The following is a 16,811-nucleotide window of genomic DNA, read 5'->3' as shown; positions in this document are numbered from 1 at the left end:
ATAGGCTTTCACCCCCTCTACATTCTAGTTAGTAGCAGCTAAGCTATTTCTACTATTTACTCATGTTCACCCAAGATACGAACTTCTCGCTCAAGAGTAACACCTGAGTGCTCTTTAACCTTCTCAATGACAGACTCGATCAATTCCTCATAGTCCTTAGCAGTTCCATCAGCAATATTGACCATAAAGCCTGCGTGCTTTTCTGAGACTTCGACGCCACCGATACGATAACCTTTCAAGCCTGCTTCTGCAATCAATTGACCTGCAAAATGATCCACTGGACGTTTAAAAACTGATCCACATGAAGGATACTCTAAAGGTTGCTTGAGTTCACGAAGGTGAGTCAAGCGGTCCATTTCCTGTTTGATGACTTGGTGATTACCTGGAGCTAGGGCGAACTTAGCAGAAAGGACTACTGCCCCTGATGCTTGAATAGCTGAATGACGGTAACCAAAGTTCAAGTCTTTAGCAGACAAGGTTTCGATTTCACCCTCCTTAGTCAAGATTTGACAAGACTGGAGAACATGAGCAATCTCACCACCATAAGCGCCAGCATTCATAAAGACAGCACCACCGACGCTTCCTGGAATACCACAAGCAAATTCAAAACCAGTCAAACTATGACGTAGGGCAATACGAGTAGTCTCAATCAAGTTTGCTCCAGCTTCAGCCTCAATGGTATAGCCATCAACAGAGACATTATTGAGCTTGTCACACATGATTACAAAGCCACGAACTCCACCCTCACGAACGATAATGTTACTTGCATTTCCAAGAACCATCCAAGGAATGTTTTCCTGATTGGCAAACTTGACCACACGAGCCATCTCATAGCGATTGCGTGGAAAAACTAAATAATCTGCCTTTCCTCCAACTTTTGTATAAGTATAGGTTTTTAAAGGTTCGTCGAAACGAATATCGATTCCTTCTAAGGTTTCTTTTAATTTATCTGATACAGTCATTTTTCTAATCCTTTTATGAAATTCATTCCATTATACCATTTTTAGCGATTTTTTTCGATGATTATGTCACCTTTTACCAGAGACAATACAAAAAAGAGGCTAGGCCTCCTTGATATTACTGCTTCTTGTAAAAGATTGATTTTGTTAGGAAAACGAAAGCCAAAACTTCTACTACTAAAATTCCCTCTACCACCAGAGGATTTGAAATCCAGCCAACTTGAGAAAGGCTCGGTGCCAGATCAAATAAAGCATGCAGACCGTAAGCTGCTACTAGATAAATCCATTTTTTTTGGCGAACAGCTTGGAAAACCCAGAAGGTCAATCCAACTTGAAGAATCAAGGCAAGAATTCTTTCGACTCCCAAAAGATAAATCTGCCAAGCTGCTAGATTATGAATGGTTGCAAGTGTACTCTCAGGTAAGAGTTGCATGATAGCTGGATTTTGCGATTCAACTGCTGAAAATAGGATAAAGAGATTGAGTAAACCAGCAATTCCGATATAAATCATTTCTAGCCCACCATGACCAAGACCATAGGCGAGGGCATCTGAATCTTCCATCTCTCTTTTTTTGTTCAACCATTTGAAAAAGATTAGACGGGCTGTTTCTTCGAATAAGGCAGCCATACAGATTCCATAAATCACATAGAGAAGGGGATTCTCTGTCATGAGAGCAATGGTTCCATCTCTCTGAGGTCGAAGAACCAGCAAATGAACGATTTTTTCTAAAACCTGTGATGAGGCAAAAAAGGCAACTGCCCCAAGTCCCAAAACTGCAAAATTAATCTTGTATTTCTTTCTTGCGTACCAAACTGCTACAATGAGGACGGCAAACAAGGCCAGCATCGTTATTATTACATGAATTTTCATATTTGACTCCTTTTATTCTGACTTATCGATATCTTTTTTCATCTCGTCAACATTAAACTTAGCAAATAGATATTGACGATCCTGAACAGGAAAACGTTGATCCAGTTGGTCAACAGCTCCCACTTCTACAATACCTTCCTTGATGACAAAGTCCATAACGTGGCCACCAAAGGTTAGGTCATCTGAGATAAAGTGTAGATGGTAACCAGCAACACTAACTCCATGGAAAATTTCAGGTGTCCAAAAGCCGACGATGGTTCCTGAAACATTTTCGCGACTATACTCTGGCTGATGCGTTGCTACTTCTGCAAACTTAGTTTCAGAGGTTGACTTAGGAATCATGCGCACATGCATGTTCTTGAAATCACCATGAATCTTGATAGAACGAAAAAGGTTTTCACCATCATAGTAAGACTCAATTCTCTTTTCTAACTCCTGATCGGTCATTTCAAAACGCTGACGGAATATAACTTCTGCCTGATGGGGGACAACTGCTGCATAGGGAATAAGCGCATCTGGTGAAACTTCAACAATCTCTGGTTTTTCACCTGAACCCTTGGCTTGATAAGCTTTACCATCTAAGACAATAAGCTCGCCATCGATAGAGTCCAGCGTCCCTAAACCTAAATCACCATGTTGGAGCAATTCACCAACGGTTAGACTTCCTCCATAAAGTCCGGCCATCAGCGCTCCTAAAGTATTGTATTGAAATAATTTTACTGGTTCTTGCACCTTAATAATCTCACTCTTTCCAGAATTTTTCACTTAATAAGTATATCATATTTCTTTCCAGATTTGAATGTCAGACGCCCTTTTAAGATTGCCAAACGTTTGAAAAAAGGGTACAATGTAACAAAATCAAGAGAGGTCTGGTATGCAAAAAAAAAGTAAGTATGAACATGTTGTTGCCTATCTAAAAGAAGGGATTGAATCTGGAACTTTTCCTACAGGAAGTCGCCTGCCCTCCATTCGGAACATTAGCCAAGACTTCCACTGCAGTAAAGACACTGTCCAAAGAGCTCTCTTAGAACTTCGATATGAGAAATACATCTATTCTAAACCACAAAGTGGCTATTATGTCTTAGAGCAACAAAGTAGTCATGATGATCTAGAAATTTTAGTCAATGATGAGCACTTGGGTGCCTATGATGACTTTCGTCTTTGTGTAAACGAAAGCTTGATTGGTCGAGAAAACTATCTCTACAACTACTATGAACACCAAGAGGGGTTAGAAGAATTACGAAAGTCTGTTCAGAAACTACTTTTTGAGCAAGCTATCTACAGTAAACCAGACCAACTGGTTCTAACCTCTGGAACCCAGCAGGCTCTCTTTATCCTTTCTCAGATAGACTTTCCGAGTCGTACGCAGGAAATTCTGGTTGAGCAACCTACCTATCATCGAATGAACCAACTCCTGCTGGCTCAGGGGCTTCCCTATCAAACCATTGAACGACGGATTGATGGGATTTATCTAAATGAACTAGAGCAACACTTTAAAAAAGGTAAGATTAAGTTTTTCTATACCATCCCACGTTTTCACTATCCTCTAGGACATTCCTATACGGACCAAGAAAAACGAGCCATTCTAGATTTGGCTGCCAAGTATCAAATTTATATCGTCGAGGATGACTATCTGGGGGATCTCGATCCCAAAATGGGGCAGACCTTCCACTATCTAGACCAAAATGATCTGGTCATCTATATCAAATCCTTTTCTACCAGTCTTTTCCCTGCTCTTCGGATTACTGCCCTCATACTTCCAAATGCCATCAAAGAAGCCTTTGTGTCCTATAAAAATATCCTTGACTATGATAACAACCTCATTATGCAAAAGGCCTTATCCCTCTACATTGATAGTCAATTATTCGAAAAAAATAGACTAGCTAGACTAGTCCTTCAAGAAAAGAAGCAAGCTAAGATTCAAAAACTTTTAAAAAGTAATCCTATCAATCTCCCAACCTATCCACTCCACGATGGACTCTTACTTGATTTGAGACAGTATCCTAAAATTGCTAGTCTCAAACATAGTTCTCTAGATCTTGACTTTTTCGAGACCTCCTACTTGTCTACTTGTCCCTATCACTTTGCCAAAGTGCCTCTTGAAAAGATAGAAACCACACTAGATTACTTAAAAACAGAGCTGGACTAAGATCCAACTCTGTTTTCTTATTGTTCTACTTCTGTTAGCTTAGCAGCTTTTTCAAGATAAGATTGGTAAATTCCGTCATCTTTCAGTTTTTGGATGACCTTATCAACTACTTCCTTCAAATCTGAGTTACCTTTTTTGATAGCTACTGCATTAGCTTCACCTTCTGTCATAGTCAAGCTGACTGTTGCCACAGCCAAATCAGAGTTCTTGCCAGCATAGCTTAAAGCGACAGGCTCATCCATGTGAACTGCATCAACTTTAGCTGATTGAAGCTCATTAACTGCTTCTCCCATGTTGGTCAATGAAGTCAACTGTGCTTTTGGAAGTTGCTCTTTAACCATTGATTCAGGTACAGTTCCTTTTTGAGCAGCAATATTAGCACTTGCTAGAGAATCCAAATCCTTGTATTTTTCAAGGTCGGACTTTCTGATTAGGAAGCTAATTTTGTTTTCATAGTAAGGAATTGAGAAATCAAAGACCTCTTTTCTTTCTTCAGTTGCACTGATTCCCGCAATGGCCAAATCTGCTTTTCCTGTTTGAAGACTGGTCAGGACATTATCAAAACTCATACTTGAAATTTCTAATTTTACTCCAAGTTCATCAGCGATTGCTTGTGCCATATCAATATCAGCACCGACAACTTGATTTTTCTCATCTACAAGTGCTTGAAACTCAAATGGCGCATAGTCAGGACTAGTTGCAACAACTAATTTTCCTTTTTGCTTGATGGCCTCCACTGCTGACTGTGAGCTTGAGTCAGATGACTGACAGGCTACTAAAAAGAAACTTGCCAAAAAACTAAAGATTACTAAAAACCACTTCTTATTCATAAATAAACAGCCTCTCTCGTATTTTTGTATAATTATAACTTATTTGAAAATACTTGTCAAGATTTTCTTGCATTTTCATAAAATATAATTATAAAAAATTAAAATTCAGTGCTTAGTTTATCTATCTATTGGGAACTTATTTTCAAAAAAATCATTTATCATATCTTGATGTTGCTGGTTTACAATTGTGATATTTTGTATGTCCCTACGATCAAAGAAACCTAATTCTAAAGTTTCATCACTGGTAAAAACATTTGTAGAGATAGAAGTTTCAGATGCAACTAAATACAAAATTGTAATAACTTGTGCCTCATCACCATTTGGATAACTATCTGAATATTTTGTATAAACATTTAAGAGTTTTTTCACTGTTACTTTCACTCCAGTTTCTTCATAAAACTCTCGCACTAATGCTTCTACAGCCGATTCACCTAATTCAATAGCACCACCTGGTAAACCCCAAGTTCCTTTGTCTGCTCGTTTTTGTAATAATATTTTTCCTGATTGACTTAAAATTCCACAAGTAAAATTTAAAATAATTTTATCTTTTCCAACTTTTTTTCTTATATTTTGTATGTAGTTCATTTTTCAGCTCTGACTAAGTAAATCATCTATACAATGAAAGCTTACTCTAGTAAAAAGTAAGCTTTCACAATCTTTTTAATTTGAATCCGTTATAATTCTACAATCTTACCTGTTTCAAAGTAAACGACCCATTCACAGATATTTTTGGCATAGTCACCGATACGCTCCAAGTAAGAGATAACTTGGAAGTAATCTCGACCTGTGACGATGGCTTCTGGGTTCTTTTTAATTTCTTCAGTTGCAAGATCACGGATATCTTCAAAATAGTGGTTAATTTTTTCATCCATGGTTGCAACTTCATAGGCCTTCTCAACAGAAGCGTTGAGGTAGAGGTCAAGTGTCGTTTCGACAAAATTCTTGACATCGCGTCCCATCTTCTTAATTTCTTCTTCGACGGCGGGGATGCGTTGTTCACCCTTCATACGAATGGTTGCCTCAGAAATGGATACTGCGTGGTCACCCATACGTTCCAAGTCTGAAACAGCCTTTAGAACTGTTAGAACTGTACGTAAGTCTTGTGATACTGGTTGTTGAAGGGCAATGATTTCAAATGATTTCTTTTCAAGTTTCAATTCGTATTCATTGACTTCTGCGTCTTGCTCAATGACTTCTTTAGCCAAGTCACGGTCATGGGTGACAAAAGCACGTACAGTACGATTGATTTGTGAAAGAACCTCCTGTCCCATGGCGTAGAATTGGTTATGCAATTTCTCTAAATCTTCTTCAAATTGAGATCGTAACATCTTTTTCTCCTTATCCAAATTTACCTGAAATGTAATCTTCTGTTTCCTTATGTTGTGGATAGAGGAACATTTCCTTGGTATCGTTAAATTCAATCAAATCTCCATTGAGGAAAAAGCCTGTTTTATCAGAGATTCGAGATGCTTGTTGCATAGAACGAGTGACCAAGAGCATGGTGTATTTGTCTTTTAGCCCATACAAGGTTTCCTCAATCTTACCAGCAGAAATAGGGTCCAAGGCTGAGGTTGGCTCATCCAAAAGGATGATCTTTGGACTAGTTGCCAAAACACGGGCAACACAGACACGTTGCTGCTGTCCACCTGAAAGACCAATAGCTGAATCATGCAAGCGATCCTTGACCTCATCCCAGATTGAAGCACGCTGTAAAGCTTTCTCCACAGCTTCATCCAAGACTTGCTTGTCTTTCTCTCCATTAATTCTTAGTCCATAAACAACATTTTCGTAGATAGACATTGGGAATGGATTGGGTTGTTGGAAAACCATTCCAATTTCCTTACGTAACTCAACGGTATCAGTACGAGGGCTATAGATATTGTGCCCATTATAAACCACTGATCCAGTTGTCGTCACTTCAGGATTAAGGTCACCCATTCGGTTAATAGCCTTGAGAAGGGTTGATTTTCCTGATCCTGATGGACCTATAAGAGCTGTAATTTCCTTGGGTTGGAATGATAAGGAAACACTATTCAAGGCCTTCTTTTTATTGTAATAGACTGACAGGTCTGAAACCTGCAAAATCGGTTCTGTCATACTGTTTCCTTTCTAACCAAAATGTCCCGTTACATAGTCGTTAGTTGACTGTAGCTTAGCATTTTGGAAAATATTAGCAGTCTTATCATACTCAATCAAATCACCCAAGTAGAAAAATCCAGTGTAGTCACTCGCACGCGCAGCCTGTTGCATACTGTGAGTTACGATGATAATGGTAAAGTCTTTCTTCAACTCAAGCATGGTTTCCTCAAGTTGAGCTGTCGCAATCGGATCCAAGGCTGATGCAGGCTCATCCATCAAGAGAATATCTGGTTTCACAGAGATCGCACGAGCGATACAAAGACGTTGCTGTTGACCACCTGATAGAGTCAAGGCAGACTTATGAAGGTCGTCTTTTACCTGATCCCAGAGGGCAGCTTGACGAAGAGATGTTTCTACAATTTCATCTAGGACTTTCTTGTCCTTGACTCCTGCACGTTCATGTGCAAAAGTAATATTACGATAAATTGATTTAGCAAATGGATTTGGACGTTGGAACACCATTCCGATATGTTTACGCATTTCATAAACATTGATTTCAGGACGGTTAACGTCAATACCTCGATAGAGAATCTGTCCTGTCACCTTAGCAATATCAATAGTATCATTCATACGGTTGAGACTACGTAGGTAGGTTGATTTACCAGATCCCGACGGACCAATCAAGGCCGTAATTTTATTTTTTTCGAATTGCATATCCACGCCCTTGATGGATTCATTCTTACCGTAGTATACATGTAAATCCTTCGTAGAGAGGGCCACTTTTTCTTCTGGAAAAGTAATGATATGCCTTTCATTCCAATTATATTTCGACATGGCTTCTCCTTTAGGCAGCGGTTAATTTCTTGTGTAGATAGCTTCCGAGTTTACGAGCTCCAAAGTTAAAGATTAAGATAAAGATGAGGAGCACCGCAGCTGAACCTGCTGAAACAAGAGTTCCATCAGGAATAGTTCCTTCACTGTTGACTTTCCAGATATGAACAGCCAAGGTTTCTGCTTGACGGAAGATAGAGATAGGACTAGATACACTTAGGACATTCCAGTTAGACCAGTCAAGTGCTGGTGCTGATTGTCCTGCTGTGTAGATAAGAGCTGCAGCCTCACCAAAAATACGACCTGATGCAAGGACAACACCCGTAACGATTCCAGGTAGAGCTTCAGGGATAACGACATGAAGAACTGTTTCCCAACGAGAGAGCCCCAGAGCCAAACCAGCTTCACGTTGCGTATGGTGAACGTGCTTCAAACTATCTTCAACATTACGTGTCATCTGTGGAAGGTTAAAGACGGTCAAAGCCAAGGCACCAGAAATAATAGAAAATCCATACTCAAACTGGACTACAAAGATAAGGTAACCAAAGAGACCGACTACGACAGATGGTAGAGATGACAAGATTTCAATACAGGTACGAACGAAGTTGGTAACACGACCTTTTTTTGCATATTCAGCCAAGTAAATTCCAGCCCCCATTGATAGAGGTACAGAGATGAATAAGGTAATCACCAAAAGGAAAAAGGAATTATAGAGCTGAATCCCAATACCACCACCTGCTTGATAGGAGGATGATTTTCCTGTCAAGAATGACCAAGAAACATGAGGTAAGCCTCGAACCAAGATATAAAGAATCAAGGAAGCAAGAATGGTCACAATGATTCCAGCGATGGTGTAGAGGACAGCTGTTGCAAGTTTATCTAATTTCTTAGCGTGCATAGTTTTTCTTTCCTCTTTCTTTCGTAATCAATTTAATCACACTGTTAAAGGCCAAGCTCATCAAGAGCAATACTAAGGCAAGTGACCAAAGAACATTATTATCAACAGTTCCCATAACGGTATTACCAATTCCCATGGTCAATACAGATGTGAGAGTCGCTGCTGGTGTCGTCAATGAAGTTGGAACAACTGCTGAGTTACCAACAACCATCTGAATGGCCAGGGCCTCACCGAAAGCACGCGCCATACCAAAGACTACAGCCGTAAAAATACCTGAACGGGCCGCCTTCAAGGTTACGTGCCAGATAGTTTGCCAGCGGGTTGCTCCCATGGCTAAACTTGCTTCACGGTAGTGACGAGGCACGGCACGTAGGCTATCTGTTGTCATGAAGGTTACAGTCGGCAAAATCATAACAAAGAGAACGAAAATTCCTGATAAAATACCGAAACCTGTTCCACCAAAGACAGTACGTACAAATGGTACCACGACCTGCAAACCGATAAATCCATAAACCACTGAAGGAATCCCAACTAAGAGTTCAATAGCAGGTTGCAAAATCTTAGCTCCTTTTGGAGACACCTCTGTCATAAAGACTGCTGCACCAATGGCAAATGGTGTTGCAATAAGAGCTGACAGGATTGTAACAATAAAGGAACCTAAAATCATCGGAAGAGCACCAAATTGTTTCCCTGAAGGGTTCCAAGTCTGTCCAAATAATAATTCAAAAATGTTAACACCATTGACGAAGAAGGTAGATAACCCTTTCTGAGCCACGAAAATCAAAATCATGGCTACAATGATGACAATCAAAGAAAGGCAGGCAAAAGTTAGCCCTTTTCCTAATTTCTCAAGACGAGAGTTTTTTGAAGGAGAGAGCAATTTTTTAGATAATTCTTCTTGATTCATTATTGGCTCCCTTCTATGGCTGTCACAGTACCTGCAGCATCTTTTTCAACCTTCATTTCCTTGACAGAAATATAGCCCATTCCTTTAACGATTCCATTCTGAGCTTCGTCTGAAAGGACAAAGTTTAGGAATTCGGCAACCAATTCATTTGGCTCACCAAGTGTATACATATGTTCATAAGACCACAAAGGCCAATTGTTAGTTGTAACGTTTTCTGAGATCGGCTCATAACCATTAAGTTTAATAGTCCCAACCGAATCATCAACATAGGCGAAAGCTAGGTATGAGATAGCACCAGGTGTTTGGGAAACGATGGACTTCACCATACCGTTAGAATCCTGCTCTTGACTCTGCACTGCTGAGTGACCATTCATAATCACACTATCAAAAGTCGCACGGGAACCTGAGCTCGCAGCACGGTTGATAATAGAAATAGCTAAATCCTTACCGCCGACTTCTTTCCAGTTGGTAATTTCACCTGTAAAAATTTTACGAAGTTGTTCGGTCGTTAGATTATCAACATCGACTTCTTTGTTGATGATAACAGCTATCCCCGCAATAGCGACCTTATGGTCAACTAGGGCAGTGGCATCGATACCATCTTTCTCCTCAGCAAAAACATCGGAGTTTCCGACATCTACTGCTCCTGACTGAACCTGCGACAGTCCTGTACCAGAACCACCACCTTGAACATTGACTGTTTTTCCGATGTGAGCTGATGCAAATTCATCTGCAGCTGCCTCTACTAAAGGTTGAAGGGCAGTAGAACCGACAGCTGTCATAGACTCCCCACGATCAATCCAACTAGCACATCCTGCTAGTGAACCAACAAGCAAAAGAGTCGCAAGAGATTTTGTGAGCTTTTTGAATGTATTCACTATTTGTCTCCTTGAAAATAATGGTGTATAGCTTGGAAATTTTTGCCTTATTTTTTCATCTATTTTGCAAAAAGTTCTTAGTTCCACTATAACATAGAATACTAGCTTTGACTAGTTTTTTACTTTAAAGCGTAAGCCCTTAGGGAAATAATTCTTCAAGGTATTTCCGGTTACTTTTGCAAAACCTAGACCATTTCCACCAACCAAAACTTGGTACCAACCATTTGGAAGAGTTTCAGCTAATTGGACCGTTTCACCAGCCACATATTTGACAAAGTCTTCTTGATGAATTTCGATTCCTTGCTTGACTTGGCTTGGTTTTAAAGCTAAGCCAAGAGCAAAACTTGGTTCAAAACGTTTTTTCTTAAAAGTTCCAAGATGAAGACCATTACGAGCTATCTTGAGTTTTCCTATATCGGGTAGGACTTCTGGCAAGAGATAAAGCTGGTCTCCAAAAACTTGTAGGACACCGGTCAGTTTTTCTTTTAAATGCTTCTTCTCAAAATCTTGCCACAAACTCAACTGTTCACGAGTGAGATTAGACTTAGAAGGCTTGAACTTCCCAGTCTTGTTTTGTCCCTTAAACTGCAGATGGGCAACGAACTGACCTTCTCCCTTAAAGTGATGAGGGTACATTCTAGCTGTTTCAGGTAAATCAATCCCAGGTACCATTCCATTGATATGTTGAACTGGGATCAATTCAAAATCATAGCTATCCAGTAACCATTGGACAATTTCTTCATTTTCTTCTGGAGCCCAGGTACAGGTAGAATAGACCAAACGGCCACCATCAGCCAACATGGTAACCGCATCCTCTAGAATTTCACGCTGCAAGTCAGCACATTGGCTTGGATATTCTACACTCCAATAATCCATAGCGTCAGGTTGTTTACGAAACATCCCTTCTCCTGAGCAAGGTGCATCTAAAACGATCAGGTCAAAATAGCCTTTAAAAGCCTTGGCTAAACGGTCTGCAGATTCATTGGTTACAACAACATTAGTTGCACCAAAGCGTTCCATATTTTCAACTAAGATTTTTGCTCGTTTGTTTGAAATTTCGTTAGAAACTAAAATACCCTCACCTGCTAGATAAGCAGCCAGTTGAGTTGATTTACCGCCCGGTGCTGCTGCTAGGTCCAAGACCTTCATCCCAGGACTAGGCTGGGCTACCTGAGCCACCATTTGAGCAGCTGGCTCTTGAGAATAAACCAAGCCTGTCACATGCTCAGGTGATTTCCCTGAAACCTTTCCATAGTAACCCCAAGGTGTATTTGGAATTGCATTCGAAAAAGAACCTTGGCTTTCCTTTAGGGGATTGATACGAAAAGCAGAAATGGCTTCCTCATCAAAAGAGGCAAGAAAAGATCTTGCCTCATCTCCTAATATTGTTTCATATTTTTTTACAAATCCTTCTGGAAAATTCATCTAAGATAGTTTCCTTTCATAGATATAGGATTGAATCTCTGCCAACTTTTCTCTTGGTGCCATCATGATAGGTTGGCGTGACTCAAAGTCTACTGGCTCTCCAGATAGAGTTACAATCTGATAGCCTAAGCCCTCACCTAAGATACTAGCTGCCGCATAGTCCCATGGTTGGAGATAGGTGATATAGGCCAATAGTTGACCCGAGAGGATTCTTGAAAAGCTGATAGCAGCACTGCCATATACTCGGACACCTAGTGAAGCCTTGGATAAATCAGCAACTCCCCAAGTATTTGACTCTAGCATACCTGCATTCCCTGCAATTAGAAAGTCACACAGGGGCTTATTCTTAAAGTCAGGTAAGGGTTCATCATTAAGATAAGCCTGAAAAGCCCCACCTCCATGATAACAAGCATCCCTCATAACATCATAAATAATCCCAAACTGACCGATACCATTTTCGAAATAAGCTACCATGATGGCGAAGTCTTCGCCTTGTGCCACAAAATTATTCGTGCCATCAATGGGATCAATAATCCAGACAGAACCTTGATTGACAGAAGCTCTTAAATTTCCTTCTTCTGCACAAAACTGGTCATGGGGGTAGCGTGAGAGAATCTTATCAACCAAAAAATCTTGTACTTCCTTATCCAAACGTGTCACCAAGTCCGTCGGCGAGGTTTTTCTCTCAACATGAAGATCATCCTTCATATGTTTTCGGATATAACTCGCTGCTTCCTTGACAATCTCTTTGGCAAACGCAAATTTATTTTCCAAGCGAAATCTTCCCTTCCTCTTGCTCTTTGGCTAGTTGAACAGCACGATAAAAAGAATAGCCACTTGCAATTTCAAATTCACGACCCAAGCGTTTTTCTTCACTCTTGCTAGGAACGACAACTTTAAATTTTTTGTAGGACTCTAAAAGTCGTTTGGCCTCTACTTTGCCTTCATAGGCTGTTTCAACATCATTAAAAAAAGAAAGCACTGAAGCAAGTTCTTCAGTGCTCCACGACAAATCTAGTGGGTAACTATACTGTTTATTCATCTAATTTATACCAGCTCTCAATGTAGCTTCTTTCAATTCTTGCTTACGGTAACTACGAGGGAGAAAAGCACGAATCTCATCTTCATTAAAGCCAATTTGCATACGTTTATCATCAATGATGATTGGGCGACGCAAAAGACTTGGATACTGCTCAATTAAATAAAGCAACTCCGATACTGAGATACTCTCTACATCAATATTCAATTTTTGGAAAATTTTTGAACGAGTCGAGATGATGTCATCAGTACCATTTTCGGTCAAGGAAAGAATGTGTTGCAGTTCTTTTCTCGTTAAAGGGCTGGTCATAATATTATGCTCTTGAAAAGGCACTTTATGATTCTCGAGCCAGGCCTTTGCCTTACGACATGATGTACAACTCGGCGATAAAAATAGTGTAATCATGCTTTCCTCATCTTTACATACTTTTCTATTTCTATTATACAAAAAAATAAAGCGCTTGACTAGTTATTTCCGTAAAAAAACCTATTTTTTTCGACAAAAATAGGCTATTTCTGATTAAAGGCATATCATTTGCTCCAATATGGCAAAAAAGATTTCCCAAACGATAAGAGTTTTTTGAACATTCGTTAGAATCTAGCTGACTTTATTCCATTTCTTACTTCTGCTTTTGAAATAAAAGAAACCAAAAAGAAGCTCATAGATACAGAAAAATAAGAGAAAACAATGGAGGAAAAATTCCTCTGGTAGGATTAAAATAACTGGATCAAACGCGGGATCAAAAAGCCAAGTATCATCGCCCACGAAAAGTATCTGGTGGAACAAGGTAAAAAACTGCTCAAAGCCAACTACGACACCAAATAAACCTAAACCAAGTGGTAGACCAACCATAAGGATAAAAGCTTTTCGATAAAGAGAGAGGTAATCTGGTTTTACCACATTCTTCCAGAAAAGATAAAAAAGTGGAGCTGTCAACAAGGCTACAGCTTGAGTCAGATGAAATAATCCCTTCACAACCGCAAAATGGTGTAAACCAGATACCGAAGAAGGTAGGTCTGGCATTTCTAATTGTTGACTAAAAGGATTGGTCAAATAATCCATCAAAACATTAAAATTATGCTGGATGGTCTGAGGTTGCAGATGAACACGATTTGTCAAGTTTAACCAAGAAATCTCCAGAGGGTAAATCAACCAAGCCAGGTAGATGGTTAATAAAATAGCAAGCGAGAGGAGAAAGAAAAGACTTCCTACAAAAGTAAATTTAGTTTTCATCGAAATTCCACTCCGCCAGGCTAGAAACAACATGAGTCGGTGCAATAGGTAAATCTGCTACTTCTTCTGGTTTAGTAAAACCAGTTGTTACTAATAGACTGGGAATTCCATTATCGATTCCTGCACGAATATCTGTTAGATAGTTGTCCCCTACCATGACAATTTCTTGGCGTTCAAGTCCTAGGTGCTCAACAGCCTTGTCCATAATAATCGCATTAGGTTTTCCTATATAAACTGGTTTTACGCGAGTTGCTGCTTCAAGAAGAGTAATCAGTGAACCAGCACCAGGTAAAAGTCCACGTTCAGTTGGAATGTTCAAATCTGGGTTGGTACCGATAAAGTGAGCACCTTTATGAATAGCTAGGGTTGCCGTAGCAAACTTTTCATAGTCTACTTGCCAGTCTAAACCAACAACCACATATGCAGGATTGTCCTTGTCCTCAACATAGCCTGCTGCTTGAATGGCTTCCTTTAAACCTGCCTCACCAATGACATAGACAGTTTTTTCTAGTCCAAGGTCATTCATATAGTCTATGGTCGCTAAAGTTGCAGTGTAGATAGTTGACACTGGTGTATCAATGTTGAAGTGATTAGCCAACATCTCTTGGACACTCTCAGGTGTTCGTGTCGTATTGTTTGTGACAAAGAGGTAGGGAATATTTTGCTTTTGCAAGTCATGGACAAAAGCTTCTCCTTCAGGGATCCGATCTTTCCCCTTATAAATTGTTCCGTCTAAATCTATTAAATATCCTTTATAAGTCATTTTCACTCCTTTGTAGTCCATTGAATAAGAGCCTGGGCATTGACGACTCCTTGGCTAGTAACTTGATGGCGGCTCTGCGATCCGATCAACTCATAGCTAGAGCTAATCATACCACCAGGACGAACTTCCTTCACGTATTTGAGATTGATTTTCTGTGGGATATGACCCATGAGAAAGTCTGCTCCCATGACTTCAAAAATCCAATCTAGGTACTTGCTATTATTGACATGCCCATTCATATCCAAATCATAAAAGCGAACATGATAGTCCTTACTAGTAGGATTGTCCAAATCAGTGCATTTGGGACCTCGAATGATTTTCTTTGAAAATTCCGATAGGTAAGGGGCAACCATCTCAGGATCCACGCTATGGACCTTGCGACTATCCCGGTCCATCAGAGCAAAGGTCGCCAGCATTTGGATAATAGCTTGACCTGACTCATCGTAGATGGTGAAACGGCGGTAACAAAAGAGACGATTGTAACTTAAAGCCTCTGTCTCGATGGTAATTTCCTCGGCAAAACGTGGAAGCCTAATCACATCAATATCGTACTCTGTAATAATCCAAACTAGATTATATTTTTCAAGTATTTCCTTATCGCTTACGCCCAGTTGAGCTGACTGGCTACCTGAAACCTGCAGAGAAAGTAAGATGAGGCTTGGTAGTTTGATATGCCCATTCATATCTGACATATCAAAAGGAATTTTCATCTTCATTTGATAAGTTAAACCCATAGTATCACTCCAAAATAAATCTTTCAGCTACTGTATCTCCTAAAAAGAGACCTTTCTTTGTCATGCGAATTTGTTGACCTTCTACTTGTAAAAGACCTTGATGACACAAATCTTTCACAACTTGCCCATACAACTCTTCAAAAGAAGTAGCAAATTTTTCTTCAAATCGTCTAATTGAAACCCCAGATTTCTTACGGAGGCCCAGAAACATTTCTTCTTCCATTTGTTCTCTCTGACTCAAATATTCCTCATTGATCCTCGCATTACTAGCTTCTACTGCTTTCATGTAGTGACGGATGGGACCGTGGTTTTTGTAGCGAACCCCATTGACATAGCCCGAAGCGCCAGCGCCGATACCAAAATACTCTGCATTGTCCCAATACATAAGGTTATGACGACTTTCAAAACCTGGCTTGGAAAAATTAGAAATCTCGTAATGTTCAAAACCAGCATTCTCCAATTCAGCAATGATATATTCAAACATCTCTGCTTCTAATTCTTCCTTAGGAAGAGGTAATTTTCCTCGTCTCATGCGGTTCATAAAGACAGTGTGGTTTTCCAAAATCAAGCTATAGAGACTCATGTGAGGAATATCCAGAGCGATAGCCTTGGCAACATTATCCTTGACCTGCTCCATAGTTTGCCCGGGAAGAGCGTAAATCAAGTCAATAGAGATATTTTCAAATCCTGCTAACTTGAGACGGTCTATATTTTCATAGATATCCTTCTCCAAATGACTACGCCCAATCTTTTTCAGCATTTTATCATCAAAGGTTTGCACGCCTAAGGAAACACGATTAACTGCTGAATTTTTTAGGACTGCGATCTTATCGGAATCCAAATCCCCAGGATTGGCTTCAATGGTTAATTCCTCTAAGGCTGATAAGTCCAGATTTTTCGTCAACCCATCTAACAAAAACTCCAGTTGTTGGGCGGACAAGGCTGTGGGAGTCCCCCCTCCTATATAAAGGGTTCGCAACTGCTGAATATCATAGGAGCGATACTCTTCTAAGAGATGTTCTAGGTAACTATCCACTGGCTGGTTTTTAATAAAGACTTTTGAAAAGTCACAATAATAACAAATCTGTGTGCAAAAAGGAATATGCACATAGGCTGATGTCGGTTTCTTCTGCATAGTACTCATTATACCATAAAGACTTCATTCAATAAAAAAATCACCATCTATGACTCCTAGGGAATCATGAAATGGTGACT

The 16,811-nt window shown here is 39.9% G+C and carries 20 protein-coding genes; 1 reads left to right on the top strand and 19 read right to left on the bottom strand.

Features of this window, described 5'->3' with window-relative positions; genetic code table 11:
• Positions 1-56: 56 nt before the first annotated feature.
• The 3 genes from murB to budA form a co-directional block, all read right to left on the bottom strand.
• On the bottom strand, positions 57-962 hold the full coding sequence (murB, locus tag ACORHT_RS03915; protein WP_153224757.1) for a UDP-N-acetylmuramate dehydrogenase: 906 nt from the start codon (positions 960-962) through the stop codon (positions 57-59).
• Between the two features lie 115 nt (positions 963-1,077).
• Positions 1,078-1,830: a YhfC family intramembrane metalloprotease gene (locus tag ACORHT_RS03910; protein WP_434350673.1), complete on the bottom strand. Its 753-nt coding sequence runs from the start codon at positions 1,828-1,830 to the stop codon at positions 1,078-1,080.
• Between the two features lie 12 nt (positions 1,831-1,842).
• Positions 1,843-2,514, bottom strand: a complete 672-nt coding sequence (budA, locus tag ACORHT_RS03905) for an acetolactate decarboxylase (RefSeq protein WP_434350823.1) — start codon at positions 2,512-2,514, stop codon at positions 1,843-1,845.
• Positions 2,515-2,704: 190 nt separating this feature from the next.
• Between budA and ACORHT_RS03900 the strand changes: the two genes are divergently transcribed.
• On the top strand, positions 2,705-3,979 hold the full coding sequence (locus tag ACORHT_RS03900) for a PLP-dependent aminotransferase family protein (protein ID WP_434350672.1): 1,275 nt from the start codon (positions 2,705-2,707) through the stop codon (positions 3,977-3,979).
• A gap of 17 nt (positions 3,980-3,996) precedes the next feature.
• Here ACORHT_RS03900 and ACORHT_RS03895 read toward each other — a convergent pair whose 3' ends face one another.
• The 16 genes from ACORHT_RS03895 to hemW form a co-directional block, all read right to left on the bottom strand.
• Complete coding sequence (locus tag ACORHT_RS03895; protein WP_434350671.1) at positions 3,997-4,809, bottom strand: ABC transporter substrate-binding protein; 813 nt, start codon at positions 4,807-4,809, stop codon at positions 3,997-3,999.
• Positions 4,810-4,926: 117 nt separating this feature from the next.
• Positions 4,927-5,394 (bottom strand): NUDIX hydrolase, encoded by a 468-nt coding sequence (locus tag ACORHT_RS03890; protein ID WP_434350670.1) that lies wholly within the window; start codon positions 5,392-5,394, stop codon positions 4,927-4,929.
• 89 nt (positions 5,395-5,483) lie between these two features.
• The gene (gene phoU / locus ACORHT_RS03885; RefSeq protein ID WP_434350669.1) at positions 5,484-6,137 is read right to left on the bottom strand and encodes a phosphate signaling complex protein PhoU; all 654 of its coding nucleotides are present in this window, start codon (positions 6,135-6,137) and stop codon (positions 5,484-5,486) included.
• A 10-nt stretch (positions 6,138-6,147) separates the two neighbouring features.
• Positions 6,148-6,906: a phosphate ABC transporter ATP-binding protein PstB gene (gene pstB / locus ACORHT_RS03880; RefSeq protein WP_223338828.1), complete on the bottom strand. Its 759-nt coding sequence runs from the start codon at positions 6,904-6,906 to the stop codon at positions 6,148-6,150.
• A gap of 12 nt (positions 6,907-6,918) precedes the next feature.
• A complete protein-coding gene (pstB, locus tag ACORHT_RS03875; RefSeq protein WP_434350668.1) occupies positions 6,919-7,722 on the bottom strand; it encodes a phosphate ABC transporter ATP-binding protein PstB in 804 nt (267 codons plus the stop codon).
• Between the two features lie 10 nt (positions 7,723-7,732).
• Positions 7,733-8,617, bottom strand: a complete 885-nt coding sequence (gene pstA / locus ACORHT_RS03870; protein WP_006150807.1) for a phosphate ABC transporter permease PstA — start codon at positions 8,615-8,617, stop codon at positions 7,733-7,735.
• The gene (gene pstC, locus ACORHT_RS03865) at positions 8,607-9,524 is read right to left on the bottom strand and encodes a phosphate ABC transporter permease subunit PstC (protein WP_434350667.1); all 918 of its coding nucleotides are present in this window, start codon (positions 9,522-9,524) and stop codon (positions 8,607-8,609) included. The genes pstA and pstC overlap by 11 nt, the downstream gene beginning before the upstream one ends.
• The gene (locus tag ACORHT_RS03860) at positions 9,524-10,402 is read right to left on the bottom strand and encodes a phosphate ABC transporter substrate-binding protein PstS (RefSeq protein ID WP_434350666.1); all 879 of its coding nucleotides are present in this window, start codon (positions 10,400-10,402) and stop codon (positions 9,524-9,526) included. Before ACORHT_RS03860 ends, pstC begins: the two co-directional genes overlap by 1 nt.
• A 111-nt stretch (positions 10,403-10,513) precedes the next feature.
• Positions 10,514-11,827, bottom strand: a complete 1,314-nt coding sequence (locus ACORHT_RS03855) for an RsmF rRNA methyltransferase first C-terminal domain-containing protein (protein ID WP_414321767.1) — start codon at positions 11,825-11,827, stop codon at positions 10,514-10,516.
• A complete protein-coding gene (locus ACORHT_RS03850; RefSeq protein WP_075229392.1) occupies positions 11,828-12,601 on the bottom strand; it encodes an inositol monophosphatase family protein in 774 nt (257 codons plus the stop codon). It abuts the gene before it with no gap.
• Positions 12,591-12,869 carry a UPF0223 family protein gene (locus ACORHT_RS03845; RefSeq protein ID WP_075229391.1) on the bottom strand — a complete coding sequence of 93 codons (279 nt, stop codon included), beginning with the start codon at positions 12,867-12,869 and terminating at the stop codon, positions 12,591-12,593. The genes ACORHT_RS03850 and ACORHT_RS03845 overlap by 11 nt, the downstream gene beginning before the upstream one ends.
• Positions 12,870-13,271 (bottom strand): Spx/MgsR family RNA polymerase-binding regulatory protein, encoded by a 402-nt coding sequence (locus tag ACORHT_RS03840; protein ID WP_075229390.1) that lies wholly within the window; start codon positions 13,269-13,271, stop codon positions 12,870-12,872. It lies immediately after the preceding gene.
• A 192-nt stretch (positions 13,272-13,463) separates the two neighbouring features.
• Positions 13,464-14,099, bottom strand: coding sequence for a TIGR01906 family membrane protein (locus ACORHT_RS03835; protein ID WP_075229389.1), 636 nt, complete (start codon positions 14,097-14,099; stop codon positions 13,464-13,466).
• Complete coding sequence (locus tag ACORHT_RS03830; RefSeq protein WP_434350665.1) at positions 14,089-14,862, bottom strand: TIGR01457 family HAD-type hydrolase; 774 nt, start codon at positions 14,860-14,862, stop codon at positions 14,089-14,091. Before ACORHT_RS03830 ends, ACORHT_RS03835 begins: the two co-directional genes overlap by 11 nt.
• Positions 14,863-14,864: 2 nt before the next feature.
• Positions 14,865-15,596, bottom strand: a complete 732-nt coding sequence (locus tag ACORHT_RS03825) for an acyl-ACP thioesterase domain-containing protein (protein WP_434350664.1) — start codon at positions 15,594-15,596, stop codon at positions 14,865-14,867.
• A 4-nt stretch (positions 15,597-15,600) separates the two neighbouring features.
• Complete coding sequence (gene hemW, locus ACORHT_RS03820) at positions 15,601-16,731, bottom strand: radical SAM family heme chaperone HemW (protein ID WP_434350663.1); 1,131 nt, start codon at positions 16,729-16,731, stop codon at positions 15,601-15,603.
• Positions 16,732-16,811 lie beyond the last annotated feature (80 nt).

Origin of the sequence: Streptococcus sp. KHUD_014 (genome assembly GCF_051106275.1) — a bacterium.
Lineage (GTDB): Bacteria > Bacillota > Bacilli > Lactobacillales > Streptococcaceae > Streptococcus.
The sequence above is the reverse complement of the archived record's forward strand: the minus strand, read 5'-3'. Positions and strand labels throughout refer to the sequence as shown.